This window comes from Mesorhizobium sp. B1-1-6 (assembly GCF_006443035.1).
GTDB lineage: Bacteria > Pseudomonadota > Alphaproteobacteria > Rhizobiales > Rhizobiaceae > Mesorhizobium.
Genome location: NZ_VFWR01000003.1, coordinates 252,797 through 269,640, shown reverse-complemented (window position 1 = coordinate 269,640; position 16,844 = coordinate 252,797). Strand labels below are relative to the sequence as shown.

The following is a 16,844-nucleotide window of genomic DNA, read 5'->3' as shown; positions in this document are numbered from 1 at the left end:
CTATGATCCGCGCGAATCCCGAGTTCTGGACGTGGCGCGATGGAGCGCCTATCGGCGGACAAGCACCCCGTTGCAGATACAGCCGCTCGTGCTCAAGGACCTTGTAGCCCAAGGAATCATGACGCGACCGATGGAAGTACGTGACGGTAAGCTCTGGTGCCCGATTTCCGAGGCGCCGATGGCGACCGAGTTTGCCATATCGCGCTTTGCCGTTCCGTTCATGGGGCAAAGCGGCTGGGCCATGTTCTGCGATTGCGACGTCCTGTTTCTAAAGGATCCGGTCAAACTGCTCGATCTGCTCGATCCTTCCTACGCGATCATGGCGGTCAAGCACCAGCAACGCGAATCCGAAGCGGTCAAGATGGACGGACAAACGCAGACGTTCTATCGCCGCAAGAACTGGTCGTCGGTCGTTTTATGGAATCTGGATCATCCCGCCAACAAGCGGCTGACCAATGAGATGCTCAATACGTGGCCCGGACGTGACCTCCACGCCTTCAAATGGCTTGAGGACCATGAGATCGGCGAATTGCCCCTGGCGTGGAACTACCTCGTCGGGGCTTCGGCTTCCGAACTCGATCCCGCCGATGTCTCGCTGGCGCATTATACGCTCGGCGGCCCTTGGTTTGCGGGTTGGTCCGGCACCACGCAATGGGACGAATTGTGGAGCCGGGAAGAGAGCATCCTGCGCGCGTTTGAGGAACAGGCGGTTCAGATTCCCGGATGAAAACTCCGCTTTCGGATCTCTTGCCAATCTTCCAAAAACCAATTCTTCGCCTGCCCAGGGCCACAGGTCCCGCCTTGGTGATGGGCTCGGCTCCGAATTTTCGCCTCCCGCAGGGATATGATGCCGATTGGGCACTTGTGACCGTCAATGCTTCCCAGCTTTTGGCGGAAACCGTCGGCCTCCCCGTTCCTGATATCGCCGTTATCCGCCGCGGCATTTTTGTCGACGCCAGCGAACAGGATTTCTACAAGCGTGATCTGTTAAATGGACGGCAGGCAAAGCACCTGATCATCCCGGTTTGGCCCGATGTCGAGGACAAGCTGAAAGCCGGTTGTCGCACCTTCAATTATCGTTATGAAACCTTGCAGGCGCTTACCAAATGGCAGCTTGCCAACGTCGTTTGGCAGCTTAGCGGCAAATATCATATGTTCCGCGGCTGGCACCGGAAGATCTCCACCGGAGCCTTCGCGATCATACTGGCGCGTTTCGCCGGCTTTGCCCCTGTCGTCGTCAGCGGGTTTTCCCTGTCCCAGGCCGGGCACGGATACGACACCCGAAACGCCTTTCGATATCACGCCAACGAAGATGCGGCCCTGCTTCGGCGGGTGGTGAGAAGAGGCGAACCGATCTACGCGGAGGATAAAGACTTCGCGGCCGAAAGTGGATTACCCTTGTGGCAGGGGCAGATGCCATGACGGCGACGTCAGCAGGGCTGGGGAAGTGGTGCCGCTTGCGTGACTCGAACACGCGACCCCATCATTACGAATGATGTGCTCTACCAACTGAGCTAAAGCGGCCCGGGAAGCGTTAGGCCTCCAAGATGGGCTGGGTGATAGACTCAACCGACGGCGAATTCAAGATGGGCGATCGCGAATTCAGGATGCGGCCCGGCAATTCGTGTGCGCGTCGTTCCGCCCCGACACATCGCCGACAAAGCCGGCTGCCACGCCCTTACCGATCGGCCGGGACATTGCGCCTGGCCCCGTGCCTCCCTGCCGGCAAAGATCAATGAAGCATGTTGATTTCGTTGCCGGAATACCGCCAAGATGGACTTTGGACACTCCAACGAGGCAGAATGCGGACGCTCGCCCGTTGATTGATTGGTCGGCTGCGGCTAACGATCATGGCGAGGTTTGGGCAACGCACAGAGGGATCTCGCTTGGACGCAATCGAAAAAGCGATCCGGAACGCCCTCGAAAGAGGCAATGCCGAGGACCGCGCATACCGCGAGAAGGTCTATCGCTCGGCTTTCGCCGCGCTCGACCGCGCGCTCCAGGCCAATCCCGGCGTGACGGTGGAAGTCGCCATCAAGCGCCGCAAGGCGATACAGGCCAAGATCACCGAAATCGAATCCGAATTCCTGCCGGCGGTGCCGGATGTCGCTCCCCAGGCTGAGTCCGATGCACCGGCGGTCGAGCTTCCGGCGAGCCCGGCCGCACCCGCCGCAACCGGCGAGAGCGCCGCACCGCCCGCAGTTTCCGTCGACGAGCCTGCGCAGCCGGCTGCCGATGCCCCGCGCTCACGCGTCTTGCCGGTCGTTCCAGACATCATGCCCGACGCGACCCTTTCCGGCGTGCCGTCCATCGACATGTCGGCTCCCGCTTCGTCCGAGGCGACGGCTGAAGTGGCGCCCGATCGCGACGAGAGGCGCATCAGGGGCCGGCGGCTGCCGCTGACCGCCATCTTCCTCACCGTGACGCTGCTCGCCGCGGTCGGCATCGGGCTGTTTTTCGCCATGCAGACCGGCGTCTTCAAGACCCAGGCTCAGCTCGACACCGCTCCGCCCGAAGCGCCGCCGACCGTCGAGGACGACGATTTCACACCGGCCGATGGCGAGACCGGGCCGGAAAAGCCCGGCGCTGCCGATCAGGCGCGCAACTGGATCAACGTGTTTTCGCCCACCGACCCGGCGCATGTCAGCGCTCCGTCGGACGCCAAGGCGGAAACGATGAAGGACGATTCCGGGCCATTCCTGCGCATCCAGTCCGGCGCTTCCGGTTCGGCGATCAGCTTCGATGTCGGGCAAGGCGTGCTGGAGAAGCTCGCCGGCAAGCACGCCGTGTTCGATATCGTCGCCCGCGCCGAGGACGGCAAGGACACGCAGATCTCGGTCGACTGCAATTTCGGCGAGCTTGGTGATTGCGGCCGCAAACGCTATGCGGTCGGCCAGCAGCGCAACGAATATCTCTTCGACGTGAAATTCCCTGACAAGCGGCCCGGCTCGGCCGGAACGATCGCCATCAACTCCGATTTCGACAAGCAGGGCAAGGCGGTCAACATTTACGAGATACGCGTCTCCGTCGAGCCTTGAGCGCCGGCACCGGAGAGGGTGCGATCAACGATCGAGCAGCGCCTGCAGCGTCTCGATGCGGTCGGCCTCGTTGGCGGGCTTGTCCCAGCGCAGCCGCGAGATGCGGGGAAAGCGCATGGCAACGCCGGATTTGTGACGCGTCGAACGGTTGAGCCCTTCGAAGGCGACTTCCAGCACCAGCCCGTTGTCACGGTCGGCGCGCACCGAGCGCACAGGCCCGAAACGCTCGATCGTGTTGTCGCGGACATATTTGTCGATCTGCCTCAATTCCTCGTCGGTGAAGCCGAAATAGGCCTTGCCGACCGGCACCAGTTCCTCCTCGCCTTCCGCTCCGGACCAGACGCCGAACGTGTAATCGGAGTAGAAGCTCGAGCGCTTGCCGTGGCCGCGCTGGGCGTACATGAGCACGGCGTCCACCGTGTGCGGGTCACGTTTCCATTTGAACCAGGGCCCCTTCGGCCGGCCGGCGACATAGGGCGAATCCCAGCGCTTCAGCATCACGCCTTCGATGATCGGGTGCGGCGGCGCCCGGCGCAGTTCCTCCAGCGCCTGCCAGTCCGAGAACGCGACGAATGGCGAAAGATCGAAGCGGCTCGGGTCGAGCGTTTTCACGAAGTTTTCGAGGCGGACGCGCCGCTCCCGGAAGGGCAATCCCCGCAAATCCTCCGCGCCGACCTGCAAAAGGTCGTAGCAACGCATGAAAGCCGGATATTGCTGCTGCATCTTCAGTGACACCGTCTTGCGGTTCAACCGCTGCTGGAGATCCGAGAATGTCCCTGTCGCTTCCCGGGGATCGCCGACCAGCAATTCCCCGTCGAGCGTGGCCGAGAAAATCATCGCCTCGGCGAGGTCGGGAAAGGCGCCGGAGACATCGTCGCCGGTGCGCGAATAGAGCCGGCGGATGCCGCCTTCCGACACCGCCTGGACGCGGATGCCGTCCCACTTCCACTCGGCCGCGTAATCGGCGGGGTCGAGCCTCTCGAGATCGCCGTCGCCGACCGGGTTGGACAGCATCACCGGCCGGAACAGTGCCCGCGCGGCCCTCTCGGGCTTTGCGGCCTTGCCTTCCAGCCATGCGAACAAGGCTGTGTACGGCGGCGACAGCCCGTGCCAGAGTTCCTCGATCTCGGCGACGTCGACCTTGCCGAAATCCGCCAGTGCCTGCTTGGCCAGCCGCGCCGACACGCCGATGCGCAACCCGCCGGTGACCAGCTTGATGATGGCGAAGCGGGCCGAGATGCCGGCACTGTCGAGCAGGTTTGACAGCACTTTCGGGCCGTCGGAGCGGCTCGCCGCCTGCAGCTTCGCGACCACCTCACCGAGCGTCGGCTCACGGTTCGGTATGGTTCCGGGCGTCTGCGGCCAGACCAGCGACACGGTCTCGGCGAGATCGCCGACATAGTCGTAGGAATAGCCGAACAGCACCGGGTCCATGCGTTCGGTCACCAGCATGCGCAGCATCGCCGGCTTGATCGCGGCGATGTTGAGATCGCCGGTGATGGCAGCCAGCGCCAGCCCGCGATCGGGATCCTCGACGCTGCGGAAATAATCGGTCAGCAGCGTCAGCTTGCCGTTGCGCGACGGCGTCAGCACAAGGCGGTCGAGCAGTTCGGCGAAGCGATTCATGCCATCAATCGCCCTCGTCCTCATACCCCACCAGATGCAGTGGCCGCGCCGCGATGCCTTCGAGTTCGCACCAGCGCACCAGCGCCTCCTCGCGGCCGTGTGTCACCCAGATTTCCTCTGCGCCGGTCTCCTTGATCGTGGCGGTCAGTTCGTCCCAGTCGGCATGATCCGAAATGATCAGCGGCAGCTCGACGCCGCCCTGCTTGGCGCGCTGGCGGATGCGCATCCAGCCCGAGGCGAAGCAGGAGATCGGATCGGGAAAGCGCCTCGCCCAGCGATCGGCGAAGGCGGCCGGCGGACCGACGACGATGGCGCCGGTGAAATCATCCTTGCTGGCGCTCTCCACTGTCGCCGGCTCCAGCGTACCGAGATCGATGCCCTGGCTCTGGTAGTAGTCGCTGAGCTTGGCCAGCGCGCCGTGGATATAGATCGGCCTGTCGTAGCCGGCGTCGCGCAACAGACGCATCACCCGTTGCGCCTTGCCCAGCGCGTAGGCTCCGATGAGATGCGAGCGTTCGGGGAACTGCGCCGCCGATTTCAGGAGCCGCGCGATCTCCTCCTCGTCCGGCGGGTGGCGAAACACCGGCAGGCCGAATGTTGCCTCGGTGATGAAGACGTCGCACGCGATTGGCTCGAACGGCAGGCATGTCGCGTCCAGCTGCCGCTTGTAGTCGCCGGAGGCGACGATGCGCATGCCCTGATGCACGACCGCGATCTGCGCCGAGCCCAGCACATGGCCGGCCGGATGAAAGCTGATGTCGACGCCGTTGAGGGCAATTCGCTCGCCCAGTCCTGCCGTCTGTGTCGTGCCTGCAAAACCCTCGCCATAGCGAAGCTCCATGATGTCCAGCGTCTGCTGCGTCGCCAGCACCGACCCGTGGCCGGAGCGTGCGTGGTCGGAATGGCCGTGCGTGATCAGCGCCCGGTTGACCGGCCGCACCGGGTCGATGAAGAAGTCGCCCGGCGGGCAGTAAAGGCCCTCGGGCCGGGGATGGAGCAGGTCGCTGGCGCGCATTGTTCCAAGATAGTGGCTAATTCGGGCGCGGGAAGCCTGTTGCAAGAGACTGCTGACTCGGCCTACAGCCAAGCGCCGGGCAGCAGTCAGGCGACGCGGTCTGAGGCCTGTGGGTGCCTCTGCTGCGAAAAAGCCCCAATCGCATGCCGGATTATGTCGGGGCAGTGTCGTACGGAGGGATTTTCCATGCGCTGGAACATGATGGCCTTGGCCTCTTGCCTCGTTATGGCGGGCTGTGTCGGCAACTCCATGTCCGAGCGCCAGGACGAAAACGTCCAGTCTTCACTGCAATATGACAGCGTGCCTTGCGGCCAGTTGCTGGCGCAACGCAACGCCCTGGCTCGGCAATACAATCTGTCCCAGCAGGCCAAGCCGACATTCTCCAACCCCGCGATGGGCTTCGGCCCGTTCATTCCGGATATCCGCTCCAAGACCAAGCGCGATGCCGACAAGGCAAGCGGCGAGATCGACGCCATGAACCGGTCTATCGAGCGCCGCGATTGCGGCAAGCCGGACAAGCAGAAGAAGTTCGCTCTGCCCGGCTGACGCAGGTCGCCTAAGGCGATCCCGATGACCACATGCCAGCGGCCTAATATCCCGCTTTGCGGTCCACCAGGTTCTCCAGCTTTTCGCCCCGCTCGAAGGCGTCCATCTGGCGCAGCATGATCGGCGCCAGGTGGACGGGATCGGACGTGGCCGCGGCATGCGGCGTCACGAACACTTTCGGATGGGCCCATAGCGGGCTGGTCTTCGGCAGCGGTTCGACCTCGAACACGTCGAGGCTCGCTTCCTTCAGCGTGCCGTCGTCCAGCGCGCGCACGATGTCGGCATCCTTCTGCAGGCGGCCGCGACCGGCATTGATCAGCACCGAGCCGCCAAGACCGTTGCGCTTGCGCAATTCCTTCAGCACGCCGTAATTGATGATACCCTTGGTATCCGGCGTCAGCGGCAGCAGCACGACCAGTATGTCTGTGGCATTGAGGAACGGGATAAGCCCGGCCTCGCCGCAATAGGTCGCGACACCTTCCATCGGCCGGTCCGTGCGCGACCAGCCATTGACCGCGAAGCCGAGCGACAGCAGCGCCGACGCCGCCGCGCGGCCGAGACTGCCGAGCCCCATGATGCCGACAGAGATATCTTCAGCGGTGCGCTGCGCCGGCTCGCGCCATATCTTCTTCGGCTGCTGCGACCGGTACAGCAGGCCCTGGCGGTGATGATCGAGCACCCGCCAGACGACATATTCGGTCATGTGCTGGGCCAGGTTGCCGGCGACGACCTTGACGATCGGCACGTCCGGCAGGCTGGGATCGGAGAAGATGTGGTCGACACCGGCGCCGATCGAGAAGATGGCGCGCAGATTGGGCAGCGACCCCAACAGGTTCGGCCGCTGTTTCCACACCACCGCATAGGTGATCGAAGGATCGCTGGCGCCGTCCGGCTCGAGCACCACCTCGCGCTCTGCGGACAGCAGTTCGCGCCAGCGCTGCGGGTGAAAGCCGGTGACGGCAAGCAGGATTTTGCCTTTTTCCATTTATGGATTTTGTCCTGTTGTTCGGTTTGGAGCAATTGCGGGAAAGGCGCAAGGCGGCTTTCCGTCCGGAATTGCGAAGGAAGGAGTCACTCGCTGACGACCCCCGTCGGGGCGGTTTCTATCTTGAAGGCGGCCGAGATCAGCGCCCGAGTATAGTCGGTTTGCGGCTTTTCAAAAATCTGTTCGGAAGGACCGGCTTCGACGATCTGGCCATTGCGCATGACGATGACATCGTTGGCCAGGGCCCGGATGACCTTGAGGTCGTGGCTGATGAAGAGATAGGCGAGGTCATGCTTGGCCTGCAGGCTGCGCAGGAGGTCGACGACCTGCGCCTGCACGCTCATGTCGAGCGCCGAGGTCGGCTCGTCCAGCATGACGAAACGCGGGTTGAGCACCATGGCGCGAGCAATGGCGACGCGCTGGCGCTGGCCGCCGGAGAATTCGTGCGGATAGCGGTTGCGCGTCGCCGGGTCGAGCCCGACTTCCTTCAGCACGTCGACCACCTTGTCGTCGCGCTCGTCGAGCGACAGCTTCGGCTCGTGGATCTTCAAGCCTTCTTCGATGATCTCGGCGATGGACATGCGGGGGCTCAGCGAGCCGAAAGGATCCTGGAAGACGATCTGCAATTCGCGCCTGAGCGGGCGCATGGCGTTGAACGAGAGCTGGTTGATGTCGCGCCCGTTGAACTGGATGGTTCCGCTCGACGAGATCATCCGCGCCAGCGCCAGGCCGAGCGTGGTCTTGCCCGACCCGGACTCTCCAACCACGCCCAGCGTCTGGCCGGCCCGCACGGTGACATCGATGCCGTCGACCGCCTTCACATGGTCGACGGTGCGTCGGAAGAAGCCCTGCTTGATCGGAAACCAGACTTTGATGTCCTTGCCGGTCATCACGGGTGCCGCGGCGCTGTTGGCCGCGGGTGGCTTGCCCTTGGGCTCGGCCGCCAGGAGATGGCGCGTATAGGCGTGCTGCGGATTGGCGAAGATGTCCTTGGTAGGCCCCATCTCGACGATCTTGCCCTTGGTCATCACGCACACCCGGTCGGCGATCTTGCGCACGATGCCGAGATCATGGGTGATGAACAGCATCGACATGCCCTTGCGGCTTTTCAAGCCGGCCAGCAGCTCGAGGATCTGCGCCTGCACGGTGACGTCGAGCGCCGTCGTCGGCTCGTCGGCGATCAGGAGTTCCGGCTCGTTGGCCAGCGCCATGGCGATCATGACGCGCTGGCGCTGGCCGCCGGACAGCTGGTGCGGATAGGCGTCGAGGCGCTTCTGCGGCTCGCGGATGCCGACCTCGTTGAGCAGGGCCAGCGTGCGCGCCTTGGCCGCGCGGTCCGCCATGCCCTGGTGCAGCTTCAGGATCTCGACGATCTGCTGCTCGATCGTGTGCAGCGGATTGAGCGAGGTCATCGGCTCCTGGAAGATCATGGTGATCTTATTGCCGCGCACCTGCCGCAGCTGCTTCTCGTTCATGGCGAGCAGGTCGGCGCCCTGGAACAGGATCCTGCCCGAGGGGTGGCTTGCGCTGGGATAGGGCAAGAGCTTCAGCACCGACAGCGCCGAGACCGATTTGCCGGAGCCGGATTCGCCGACCAGCGCCACCGTCTCGCCCGCGGCGATGTCGAAGGAGATGTGATCGACGGCCAGCGACTGCTGTCCGCCTTGCGCAAAGGCGACGCTGAGGTCCCGGACCGAGAGCAGGGGAGGCTCGCTCATCGGAACGTCTTGCGCGGATCGAAGGCGTCGCGTGTCGCTTCGCCGACGAAGACCAGCAGCGACAGCATCAGCGAGATGACGACGAAGCCGGAAATGCCGAGCCACGGCGCGTTGAGATTGCGCTGCGCCTGCTTGAGCAATTCCCCAAGCGAGGCCGAGCCCGGCGGCAGGCCGAAACCGAGATAGTCTAGCGAGGTCAGCGTCGAGATCGAGCCTGAGAGCAGGAACGGCAGGAAGGTCAGTGTCGCCACCATGGCGTTGGGCAACAGGTGCCGGAACATGATGGTGCGGTTGCGCACGCCGAGCGCGCGCGCCGCGTTGACGTACTCGAAATTGCGCGCGCGCAGGAATTCGGCCCGCACCACGCCGACCAACGCCACCCAGGAAAACAGCAGCATCAGCCCGAGCAGGATGAAGAAGCCCGGCGGCAATATGGCGGCGACGATGAGCAGGAGATAGAGCACGGGGATAGCCGACCATATCTCGATGAAGCGCTGGAACAGCAGGTCCGTCCAGCCGCCGAAATAGCCCTGTAGGGCGCCGGCCGCGACGCCGATCAGAGCCGAGCCGGCGGTCAGGATCAGTCCGAACAGCACCGAGATACGGAAACCGTAGATGACCCGCGCCAGCACGTCGCGCGCCTGGTCGTCGGTGCCCAGCCAGTTCCAGTTACCGACGCTGCAGGCCGGATCAGCAGGCCCTTGCGGGTACTGGTTGCAGCGCGTCTTGGCGTCATACTGCCAGGACGGCTTGGCCGGGGCTGCTTCGGGAATGGCGTTGTTGACGGTCTGGTATGAATAGCGGATCGGCGGCCAGATCATCCAGCCATTGGCGTTGATCTCGTCCTGGATCACCGGGTCGCGATAGTCGGTGACGGCATAGAAGCCGCCGAACTTCTCTTCGGGATAGGCGACCAGCACCGGAAACAGGATCTCGCCCTTGTAGGAGGCGATGATCGGCTTGTCGTTGGCGATGAATTCGGCGAACAGCGACAGCACGAACAGGACAAGGAAGATCCACAGCGACCAGTAGCCGCGCCGGTTGGCCTTGAAGTTCTGCAGGCGGCGCTTGTTGAGCGGCGACAGAAACGGCCGCGGCATCCGCTCCGGCACGACCCCGGCGGTAACACTTGCCTCCGACATCAAACGTCTCTCCGCTCGAAATCGATGCGCGGATCGACCCAGGTGTAGATGAGGTCGGACAGCAATCCGACGAACAGGCCGAGAAGCGAGAAGATGTAGAGGTTGGCGAACACCACGGGATAGTCGCGTTCGACCACCGACCGGAAGCCGAGCAGGCCGAGCCCATCGAGCGAGAAGATGTTTTCGATCAGCAGCGAACCGGTGAAGAAGGCCGAGATGAAGGCGCCGGGAAAACCGGCGATGACGATCAGCATGGCGTTGCGGAAGACATGGCCATAGAGCACCTGCCGTTCCGAGAGGCCCTTGGCGCGGGCGGTCACCACATACTGCTTGCGGATTTCCTCCAGGAAGGAATTCTTGGTCAGCAGCGTCGTCGTGGCGAAGGCCGACAGCACCAGCGCCGTCAGCGGCAAGGTCATGTGCCAGAGATAGTCCCCGATCTTGGCCGGCCATGACAACTGGTCCCAATTGTCCGAGACGATGCCGCGCAGCGGGAACCAGTCCCAGAACGAACCACCGGCAAACAGCACCATCAGCATGATGCCGAACAGGAAACCCGGAATGGCATAGCCGACGATGACGACGCCGCTGGTCCAGATGTCGAAGGGGCTGCCGTCCTTCACCGCCTTGCGGATGCCGAGCGGGATCGAGATCAGGTAGGACAGGAGCGTGATCCACAGCCCGATCGAGATCGACACCGGCATTTTTTCCAGGATCAGGTTGAGCACCGAAATGTCGCGGAAATAACTGTCGCCGAAATCGAACCGGATATAATTCCACAGCATCAGGCCGAAGCGCTCGAGCGGCGGCTTGTCGAAGCCGAACTGCTTCTCCAGCTTCTTGATGAATTCCGGATCGAGCCCCTGCGCGCCGCGATATTTTGAACCGACGTCACCGGCGGCATCGAAATTACCGCCGCCCGCATCGCCGCCGCCACCGCCCAGACGGTCGCTGCCGCCCTGGTTCGTCAGCTTGGCGATGACCTGCTCGACCGGGCCGCCGGGCGCAAACTGGATGACGGCGAACGAGATCGCCATGATGCCGAACAGGGTCGGAATCATCAAAAGGATGCGGCGCAGGATATAGGCGCCCATCAGATGGTGCCCTCCCGACGCATGTGATTGGCGAAACCGTCGATGAACGCGCCTCTTTCCCCGTCACTATACGGGCAGAGGATGCCGGCAGGCAGGTGAGGGGCGGTGCTTACGCCCGCAAGAAATTCAGCCTTTGCCAATTTTTGCCGCCTTGCCCTTGTCGAACCACCACAGCGTCTCGACCGGAAAGCCGAAATCGGGCTTTTGCTCGACGAAGCCGAACATGTCCCAATAGGCGACGCGGTGATTCGCCAGATAGTATGTTGGAATCCAGTCCAGCCGCGCGCGCAAGACCCGATCGAGCGCTCTGAGCGCGGTGACGAGTTCGGACCGGCTTTGCGCCTTGCCGGCTGCCACGATCAACGCGTCGATGGCCTTGCTTTCTGTTCCGGGGTAGTTGCGCTGCCCCGGGATTTTCGCCATTCGAGAATCATAGAGCATCTCCAGGCTGTCGTCAGTCGGCGTCGCCCCGATCGACCAATGCAGCACGGTAAGATCGAAGTCGAAATCGCTCTGCCGCTGTTCATATTGCGCCGAATCGACCTGCCGGATCGAAGCGTCGATCCCGATCGCCTTCATATTCTCGGACCATGGGGTGTAGATGCGAACGATGCCGTCATCCTCCGTCAGCATTTCCACCCGCAGCCGCTCGCCCTTGTCGTTGACGACGAAATTGCCCGCCCGCTTCCAGCCGGCTTGCGCGAGCAATCTCGAAGCCTCGCCCAGCAGCTTGCGGTCATGGCCTGACCCGTCGGACAGAGGCTGCGTCACGGCTTCGCCAAAAACCTCCGGTGGCAACTCGGCCCGGAATGGCTCCAGCAGGACCAGTTCCTCAGGCGAGGGCAAGCCTTCGGCCTTATAATCCGACCGTTCGAAGTTCGATTGAGAGCGCTCGTAAGAGCCATAAAACAACGCCCGCTTCATCCATTCGAAATCGAAACACCGGGCGATCGCCCGTCGCACCCGCTCATCGCGGAATTGCGCACGACGCTGGTTCAGTGCGACGCCCTGCATGTCTGGCGTCTTCTCGCCGGGAAATTCCCGTTTGACGACCTTGCCGTCCTTGAGCGCCGGAAAATCGTAGCCGGTCGCCCAGACCCGCGCGGTAAACTCCTCGCGAAAATGCGTGTCACCCTTCTTGAAGGCTTCGAACGCCGCCTGCCGGTCGAGATAGAAGTCGATGCGGATACGGTCGAAATTATACTGGCCGCGATTCACCGGGAGGTCGCGGCCCCAATAGTCGGGCACGCGCTCATATTCGACTGTCTGTCCCGCGGCCACCCGCCCCATTTTGTATGGTCCCGAGCCGAGCGGCGGCGTCATCGTCGAGGCATTGAAATCATTGACCGCATAAAAGGCCTTGGACACGATCGGCATCGCCACGATCCTGAGGATGTTTTGCGCGGACTGTTCGCCGTTGAAGGTAAGGTTGAGGGTGAGCGGATCCTCGGCGACCGCGTCGGTCATATACCGCAACGCCTGGGAAAGGTTCGGATGCCCTTGCTCTTTGTAAAGCTTCAACGCGAAGACGACGTCTTCGGCGGTTAGCGGCGAGCCGTCGTGGAAACGCGCTTGCGGTCGCAGCGCGAAGCGGAAGCCGTTGCGGTCTTGCGACAAGGTGACGGACTCGGCAAGCAGGCCGTAGACCGCATCCGGCTCGTCGAGCGCGCTTGCCATCAAGGAATCGAAACAGAGTTCGGTGCGCGGCGGCGCATCTCCTTTCAATACCAGGGAATTCAACGTGTTGAAGGTCAGGAAGCTTTGGTTGAGCGTGGCGTTCGGCGGCGCGAAATTCATCTGGCCGCCCTTGGGTGCATCCGGATTGACGTAGTCGAAATGCGTGAAATCCGGTTTGTATTTGAGGTCGCCGTAGGCGGACAGGCCGTGCAGTTTGGTGCCGGTCGCAATATTGGCAAAGGCTTTTCCGGGCAACAGGGCGGCGACAGCGGCGGCACTGCCCAGGCCCAGGAAATCGCGACGGGGCAGCACCGCCATCAATTGTTGCCCTTGTATTTGGCCGCCAGCGCCTTTTCCTTCTCCGGATCGATCCACCAGGAATTCTGGTCGGCGCCGATATAGCTCGGCTGTTTGGCGGGAATGCCGAATTTGTTCCAGTAAGCCAGCCAGACCACGGCTCGATAGTACTGCGGCACGACGTAGTAGTTCCACAGCAGCACGCGGTCGAGCGCATGGGTGGCGGCAACCAGATCGTCGCGGTCGGTGGCGAAGATGATGCGGTCGACCAGGGCATCGACGACCGGGTTCTTGATGCCGGCGTAGTTGCGCGACCCCGGCCGGTCGGCTGCCCTGGAACTCCAGAAGTCGCGCTGCTCATTGCCAGGCGATTCCGACTGGCCGAGTTGCCCGATAATGACATCGTAGTCGAAATTGTTGACGCGGTTGACGTACTGGGTCTGGTCGATGATGCGCAACGTGGCGTCGACGCCGATCTTGCGCAGATTGGCGATATAGGGGCTGGAGATGACCTGGTCGGTGTCGTTCCAGCCGAGTATCTCGAACTTGAACGGCTCGCCGGTCTTGGCATTGACCATCTTGCCGCCCTTGATCACCCATCCAGCCTTGGCGAAGAGGTCGACTGCCTGCTTCAGGTATTTCCGCTCGGCCTGCGGCGAATCGTAGACCGGCAGCTTGAATTCCTGGGTGAACAGCTCGGGCGGCAGCTTGTCGCGATACTGTTCCAGAATTTCCAGCTCCTTGCCTTGCGGCAAGCCGCTGGAGGCCAGTTCAGTTCCCTGGAAATAGCTGCTGGTGCGGGTGTTGAACCCGTAGAACAGCGTACGGTTCATCGTCTCGAAGTCGAAAGGATAGGTCAGCGCGGCCCGCACCAGGCGGTCCTGGAACAGCGGGCGCCTCTGGTTGAGCATAAAAGCCTGCATCGGCTCTGGCGAGGTGGTCTTGAATTCCTGCTTGATGACATCGCCGGCCTTGACCGCCGGGAAATCATAGAATGTCTTCCAGCGCTTCGAACTGTTTTCCGGTTTGATGTCGTCAAGTCCGCCCTTGGTGAAGGCCTGCCAGGCGGCATTGTCATCAAGGATGTAGGTGAAACGCTGCCTGTCGAAATTCTCGCGGCCGACCTTCACCGGCAGCTTGGCACCCCAATAGTCCGGCACGCGCTGCCAGACGATTTCCGAGCCAGGCTTGAAGCTTGCGATCTTGTAGGCGGCGGAGCCGAGCGGCGGCTCCAGCGTCGGCCTGGTGACGTTGCGCTTCTTGCCGTTGGCATCCGTGCCTTCCCACCAGTGTTTCGGCAGCACGGCGAGGTCACCCAGGATTTTAGGCAGCTCGCGGTTGCCCTTCTGGCTGAAATGAAACTCGACTTCGCGATCCGAGACGGCCACGGCATCCGTGACGTTCTCGAAATAGCGGCTGTACATCGGGCTGTTGGCCTTCAGCACCTGGAATGACCAGATCACGTCGTCGACGGTGATAGGCTGGCCGTCATGCCACTTCGCGCGGGGGTCGAGCCGGTAAGTCGCCGAGGAAAAGTCGGCCGGGTATTTGTAGGCGTCGGCGATCAGCGGATGACTGACACTGCCTTCGTCGGTCGCCTGCTCCATCAGCGTGTCGTAGAGCAGGCCGCCGCCGAACCCGACCAGGCCGGCGGCCGGTGAACCCTGCACGATATAGGGATTGAAGCTGTCGAACGTGCCCAGTACCACCGAATTCAGCGTGCCGCCTTTGGGCGCGTTGGGATTGACGTAGTCATAGTGCTGGAAATTGTCGCCATATTTGGATTCGCCGATCAGCGATGAGGTGGTGCGCCATTCATCGGCCAGGGCCGCCTGCAACCCCGCGGCCAGCAGGGCCGCCGCCAACAACGATTTGAGAAGCACTCGGCCAAGCGTCATCCACTGTCCTCTTCGCGATGCGTGCCATCATCCAGAAAGGGCAATCTAGATGATTTGCCGCGCGTGAAAACCGCCATGCGCGGCTTTGTCGCCGCATATGCGGTTTTCCTAACGAAAAAGCCGGGCTGAACCCGGCTTTTTCAAGGTCGTCGAGACGAGATCCGGTTTATTGAGCAGGCGCCGGTGCCGGGGCGGCCGGAGCTGGTGCGGCGGGAGCCGCAGGCGCCGCTGGCTTGGCAGGAGCTGCGCCTTCGGCCGGCTTGGCCGGTGCGGCCCCTTCGGCGGGCTTGGCGGGGGCGGATGCATCGGCGGCAGCGCCCGGCGCGGGCAGCGGCTTGGGATTGTCCGACAGCGTGCGCAGATAGGCGATGACGTTGGCGCGGTCTTCTTCCTTCGGCAGGCCGGCAAAGCCCATCGCCGTGCCTTTCACGAATTTTTTCGGCGAGGTGATGAAGTGGTTGATGTTGTCGTAGGTCCACTTCTCTGTGCCGCCCTTGGAAAACTCCTTCATGCCGGCCGAATAGGCGAAGCCCTCATGCTCGGCGACCGGGCGGTCGATGAGATCCCACAAATCCGGGCCGACCTTGTTGGGGCCGCCCTTCTCGCCGGAGTGGCAGGCCTGGCATTTCTTGAAGATGGCAGCGCCCTGTTCGGCACTTGCGTTGGCCAGAAGATCCGCGATCGGCTTTTCGGCGGCTGCCGGAGCGGCGGGGCCGCCCTCGGCGGGCTCGGCGGCCTCGATGGCGAAGCCGGGCTTTTCCGGAGCGGGCGAGGCAAACAGCGCGTCCGACACGATGCCGACCGAGAACACCACGAAAACGGTTCCGAGCAATCCGGCGAGCAGCTTGTTGACTTCGTTGGAATCCATACGCCCCTTGCTCCCTTTTCCGGCGGACCGATCCGTCCACTCCGTCCGTCGGTATCGAGACCTGCCCTCCAGAGCCGGTCAAATCGCGCGGAAACTAGGTCTTTTGCTCCGGCGTTGCAACACCTATAAGGGCGCTTCCAGTGAGACCTTTTGCCACTTTCCCCTCCTCGTTTCGAACGCCCGCCAAACCGATGTCCACCTTGATCCTGATCCCCGCCCGCATGGCCTCGACCCGGCTCCCGGGCAAGCCGCTGGCCGACATTGCCGGCGCCCCGATGATCGTCCATGTCGCGCGCCGCGCCGCCGAGGCCGGGCTTGGCCGTGTGGTGGTGGCGACCGACACGCAAGGCGTGGCGGAAGCGGTGCGCGCGCATGGTTTCGAGGCGGTGATGACGCGCTCGGACCACGAATCGGGTTCGGACCGGATATTCGAGGCCCTGACGGTGCTGGATCCGGCAAACAAGGTCGAAACCATCGTCAATGTGCAGGGTGACCTGCCGACCATCGATCCCGCGATCATCGTGGCCTCGCTCAGGCCGTTCGAGGACAAGGCGGTGGACATCGCAACGCTCGGCGTCGAGATCGAGCGCGACGAGGAAAAGACCAATCCCAACGTGGTCAAGATCGTTGGCTCGCCATTGTCGGCCACCAGGCTGAGGGCGCTTTATTTCACCAGGGCCACCGCGCCCTGGGGCGAGGGCGCGCTCTATCATCATATCGGCCTCTATGCCTATCGCCGCTCGGCGCTCGAGCGCTTCGTGGCGCTCAAGCCGTCGCCGCTTGAACGCCGCGAGCGGCTGGAGCAGTTGCGGGCGCTGGAAGCCGGCATGCGCATCGACGCCGAGATCGTGCGGTCGCTGCCGCTCGGCGTCGACACGCCGCAAGACCTGGAACGGGCCAGAACGATCCTTTCAAACTGAGCGCTGAACCGACACCCCTT

14 protein-coding genes and 1 tRNA gene are annotated in these 16,844 nt (G+C 62.9%); 5 read left to right on the top strand and 10 right to left on the bottom strand.

The window, feature by feature from the left end; all coding sequences use genetic code 11:
- Window positions 1–130 precede the first annotated feature (130 nt).
- Both FJ979_RS07940 and FJ979_RS07935 read left to right on the top strand, forming a co-directional pair.
- The gene (locus FJ979_RS07940) at window positions 131–727 is read left to right on the top strand and encodes a hypothetical protein (protein WP_224680244.1); all 597 of its coding nucleotides are present in this window, start codon (window positions 131–133) and stop codon (window positions 725–727) included.
- Window positions 724–1,422 carry a hypothetical protein gene (locus FJ979_RS07935; protein ID WP_140556760.1) on the top strand — a complete coding sequence of 233 codons (699 nt, stop codon included), beginning with the start codon at window positions 724–726 and terminating at the stop codon, window positions 1,420–1,422. Before FJ979_RS07940 ends, FJ979_RS07935 begins: the two co-directional genes overlap by 4 nt.
- A 26-nt stretch (window positions 1,423–1,448) precedes the next feature.
- On the opposite strand, the gene FJ979_RS07930 is transcribed toward FJ979_RS07935, so the two are convergent.
- Window positions 1,449–1,524 (bottom strand) — tRNA-Thr (locus FJ979_RS07930).
- Between the two features lie 362 nt (window positions 1,525–1,886).
- Between FJ979_RS07930 and FJ979_RS07925 the strand changes: the two genes are divergently transcribed.
- Window positions 1,887–3,038: a hypothetical protein gene (locus tag FJ979_RS07925; RefSeq protein WP_140496901.1), complete on the top strand. Its 1,152-nt coding sequence runs from the start codon at window positions 1,887–1,889 to the stop codon at window positions 3,036–3,038.
- 24 nt (window positions 3,039–3,062) lie between these two features.
- Here the strand turns inward: FJ979_RS07925 and FJ979_RS07920 are convergent, their stop codons facing one another.
- Complete coding sequence (locus tag FJ979_RS07920; protein WP_140580457.1) at window positions 3,063–4,664, bottom strand: cisplatin damage response ATP-dependent DNA ligase; 1,602 nt, start codon at window positions 4,662–4,664, stop codon at window positions 3,063–3,065.
- A 4-nt stretch (window positions 4,665–4,668) separates the two neighbouring features.
- On the bottom strand, window positions 4,669–5,679 hold the full coding sequence (locus FJ979_RS07915; protein ID WP_140580456.1) for a ligase-associated DNA damage response exonuclease: 1,011 nt from the start codon (window positions 5,677–5,679) through the stop codon (window positions 4,669–4,671).
- A gap of 186 nt (window positions 5,680–5,865) precedes the next feature.
- On the opposite strand from FJ979_RS07915, the gene FJ979_RS07910 reads away from it, so the two are divergent.
- A complete protein-coding gene (locus FJ979_RS07910) occupies window positions 5,866–6,225 on the top strand; it encodes a hypothetical protein (RefSeq protein ID WP_140513098.1) in 360 nt (119 codons plus the stop codon).
- A gap of 43 nt (window positions 6,226–6,268) precedes the next feature.
- Here FJ979_RS07910 and FJ979_RS07905 read toward each other — a convergent pair whose 3' ends face one another.
- From FJ979_RS07905 to FJ979_RS07875, 7 genes are all read right to left on the bottom strand, one after another.
- A complete protein-coding gene (locus tag FJ979_RS07905) occupies window positions 6,269–7,210 on the bottom strand; it encodes a glyoxylate/hydroxypyruvate reductase A (protein ID WP_140496893.1) in 942 nt (313 codons plus the stop codon).
- Window positions 7,211–7,296: 86 nt separating this feature from the next.
- Window positions 7,297–8,928, bottom strand: a complete 1,632-nt coding sequence (locus FJ979_RS07900) for an ABC transporter ATP-binding protein (RefSeq protein ID WP_140580454.1) — start codon at window positions 8,926–8,928, stop codon at window positions 7,297–7,299.
- Complete coding sequence (locus FJ979_RS07895) at window positions 8,925–10,070, bottom strand: ABC transporter permease (protein WP_140523799.1); 1,146 nt, start codon at window positions 10,068–10,070, stop codon at window positions 8,925–8,927. Before FJ979_RS07895 ends, FJ979_RS07900 begins: the two co-directional genes overlap by 4 nt.
- Window positions 10,070–11,164, bottom strand: a complete 1,095-nt coding sequence (locus FJ979_RS07890; protein ID WP_140496886.1) for a microcin C ABC transporter permease YejB — start codon at window positions 11,162–11,164, stop codon at window positions 10,070–10,072. Before FJ979_RS07890 ends, FJ979_RS07895 begins: the two co-directional genes overlap by 1 nt.
- A 126-nt stretch (window positions 11,165–11,290) precedes the next feature.
- Entirely contained in the window at window positions 11,291–13,159 is a 1,869-nt protein-coding gene (locus FJ979_RS07885; RefSeq protein ID WP_140496884.1) for an extracellular solute-binding protein, read from the bottom strand.
- The gene (locus FJ979_RS07880; RefSeq protein WP_140523803.1) at window positions 13,159–15,036 is read right to left on the bottom strand and encodes an extracellular solute-binding protein; all 1,878 of its coding nucleotides are present in this window, start codon (window positions 15,034–15,036) and stop codon (window positions 13,159–13,161) included. Before FJ979_RS07880 ends, FJ979_RS07885 begins: the two co-directional genes overlap by 1 nt.
- Before the next feature lie 166 nt (window positions 15,037–15,202).
- A complete protein-coding gene (locus FJ979_RS07875; RefSeq protein WP_140496880.1) occupies window positions 15,203–15,904 on the bottom strand; it encodes a cytochrome c family protein in 702 nt (233 codons plus the stop codon).
- A 191-nt stretch (window positions 15,905–16,095) separates the two neighbouring features.
- On the opposite strand from FJ979_RS07875, the gene FJ979_RS07870 reads away from it, so the two are divergent.
- Window positions 16,096–16,824 (top strand): 3-deoxy-manno-octulosonate cytidylyltransferase, encoded by a 729-nt coding sequence (locus FJ979_RS07870; protein WP_140496878.1) that lies wholly within the window; start codon window positions 16,096–16,098, stop codon window positions 16,822–16,824.
- The last annotated feature ends 20 nt before the right edge of the window (window positions 16,825–16,844 follow it).

Coding starts and splice junctions, on each gene's coding strand:
- FJ979_RS07910 (WP_140513098.1), top strand. CDS start 5,866: ATGCGCTGGAACATGATGGCCTTGGCCTCTTGCCTCGTTATGGCGGGC.
- FJ979_RS07935 (WP_140556760.1), top strand. CDS start 724: ATGAAAACTCCGCTTTCGGATCTCTTGCCAATCTTCCAAAAACCAATT.
- FJ979_RS07905 (WP_140496893.1), bottom strand. CDS start 7,210: ATGGAAAAAGGCAAAATCCTGCTTGCCGTCACCGGCTTTCACCCGCAG.
- FJ979_RS07880 (WP_140523803.1), bottom strand. CDS start 15,036: ATGACGCTTGGCCGAGTGCTTCTCAAATCGTTGTTGGCGGCGGCCCTG.
- FJ979_RS07895 (WP_140523799.1), bottom strand. CDS start 10,070: ATGTCGGAGGCAAGTGTTACCGCCGGGGTCGTGCCGGAGCGGATGCCG.
- FJ979_RS07940 (WP_224680244.1), top strand. CDS start 131: ATGGAAGTACGTGACGGTAAGCTCTGGTGCCCGATTTCCGAGGCGCCG.
- FJ979_RS07870 (WP_140496878.1), top strand. CDS start 16,096: ATGTCCACCTTGATCCTGATCCCCGCCCGCATGGCCTCGACCCGGCTC.
- FJ979_RS07885 (WP_140496884.1), bottom strand. CDS start 13,159: ATGGCGGTGCTGCCCCGTCGCGATTTCCTGGGCCTGGGCAGTGCCGCC.
- FJ979_RS07890 (WP_140496886.1), bottom strand. CDS start 11,164: ATGGGCGCCTATATCCTGCGCCGCATCCTTTTGATGATTCCGACCCTG.
- FJ979_RS07875 (WP_140496880.1), bottom strand. CDS start 15,904: ATGGATTCCAACGAAGTCAACAAGCTGCTCGCCGGATTGCTCGGAACC.
- FJ979_RS07920 (WP_140580457.1), bottom strand. CDS start 4,664: ATGAATCGCTTCGCCGAACTGCTCGACCGCCTTGTGCTGACGCCGTCG.
- FJ979_RS07915 (WP_140580456.1), bottom strand. CDS start 5,679: ATGCGCGCCAGCGACCTGCTCCATCCCCGGCCCGAGGGCCTTTACTGC.
- FJ979_RS07900 (WP_140580454.1), bottom strand. CDS start 8,928: ATGAGCGAGCCTCCCCTGCTCTCGGTCCGGGACCTCAGCGTCGCCTTT.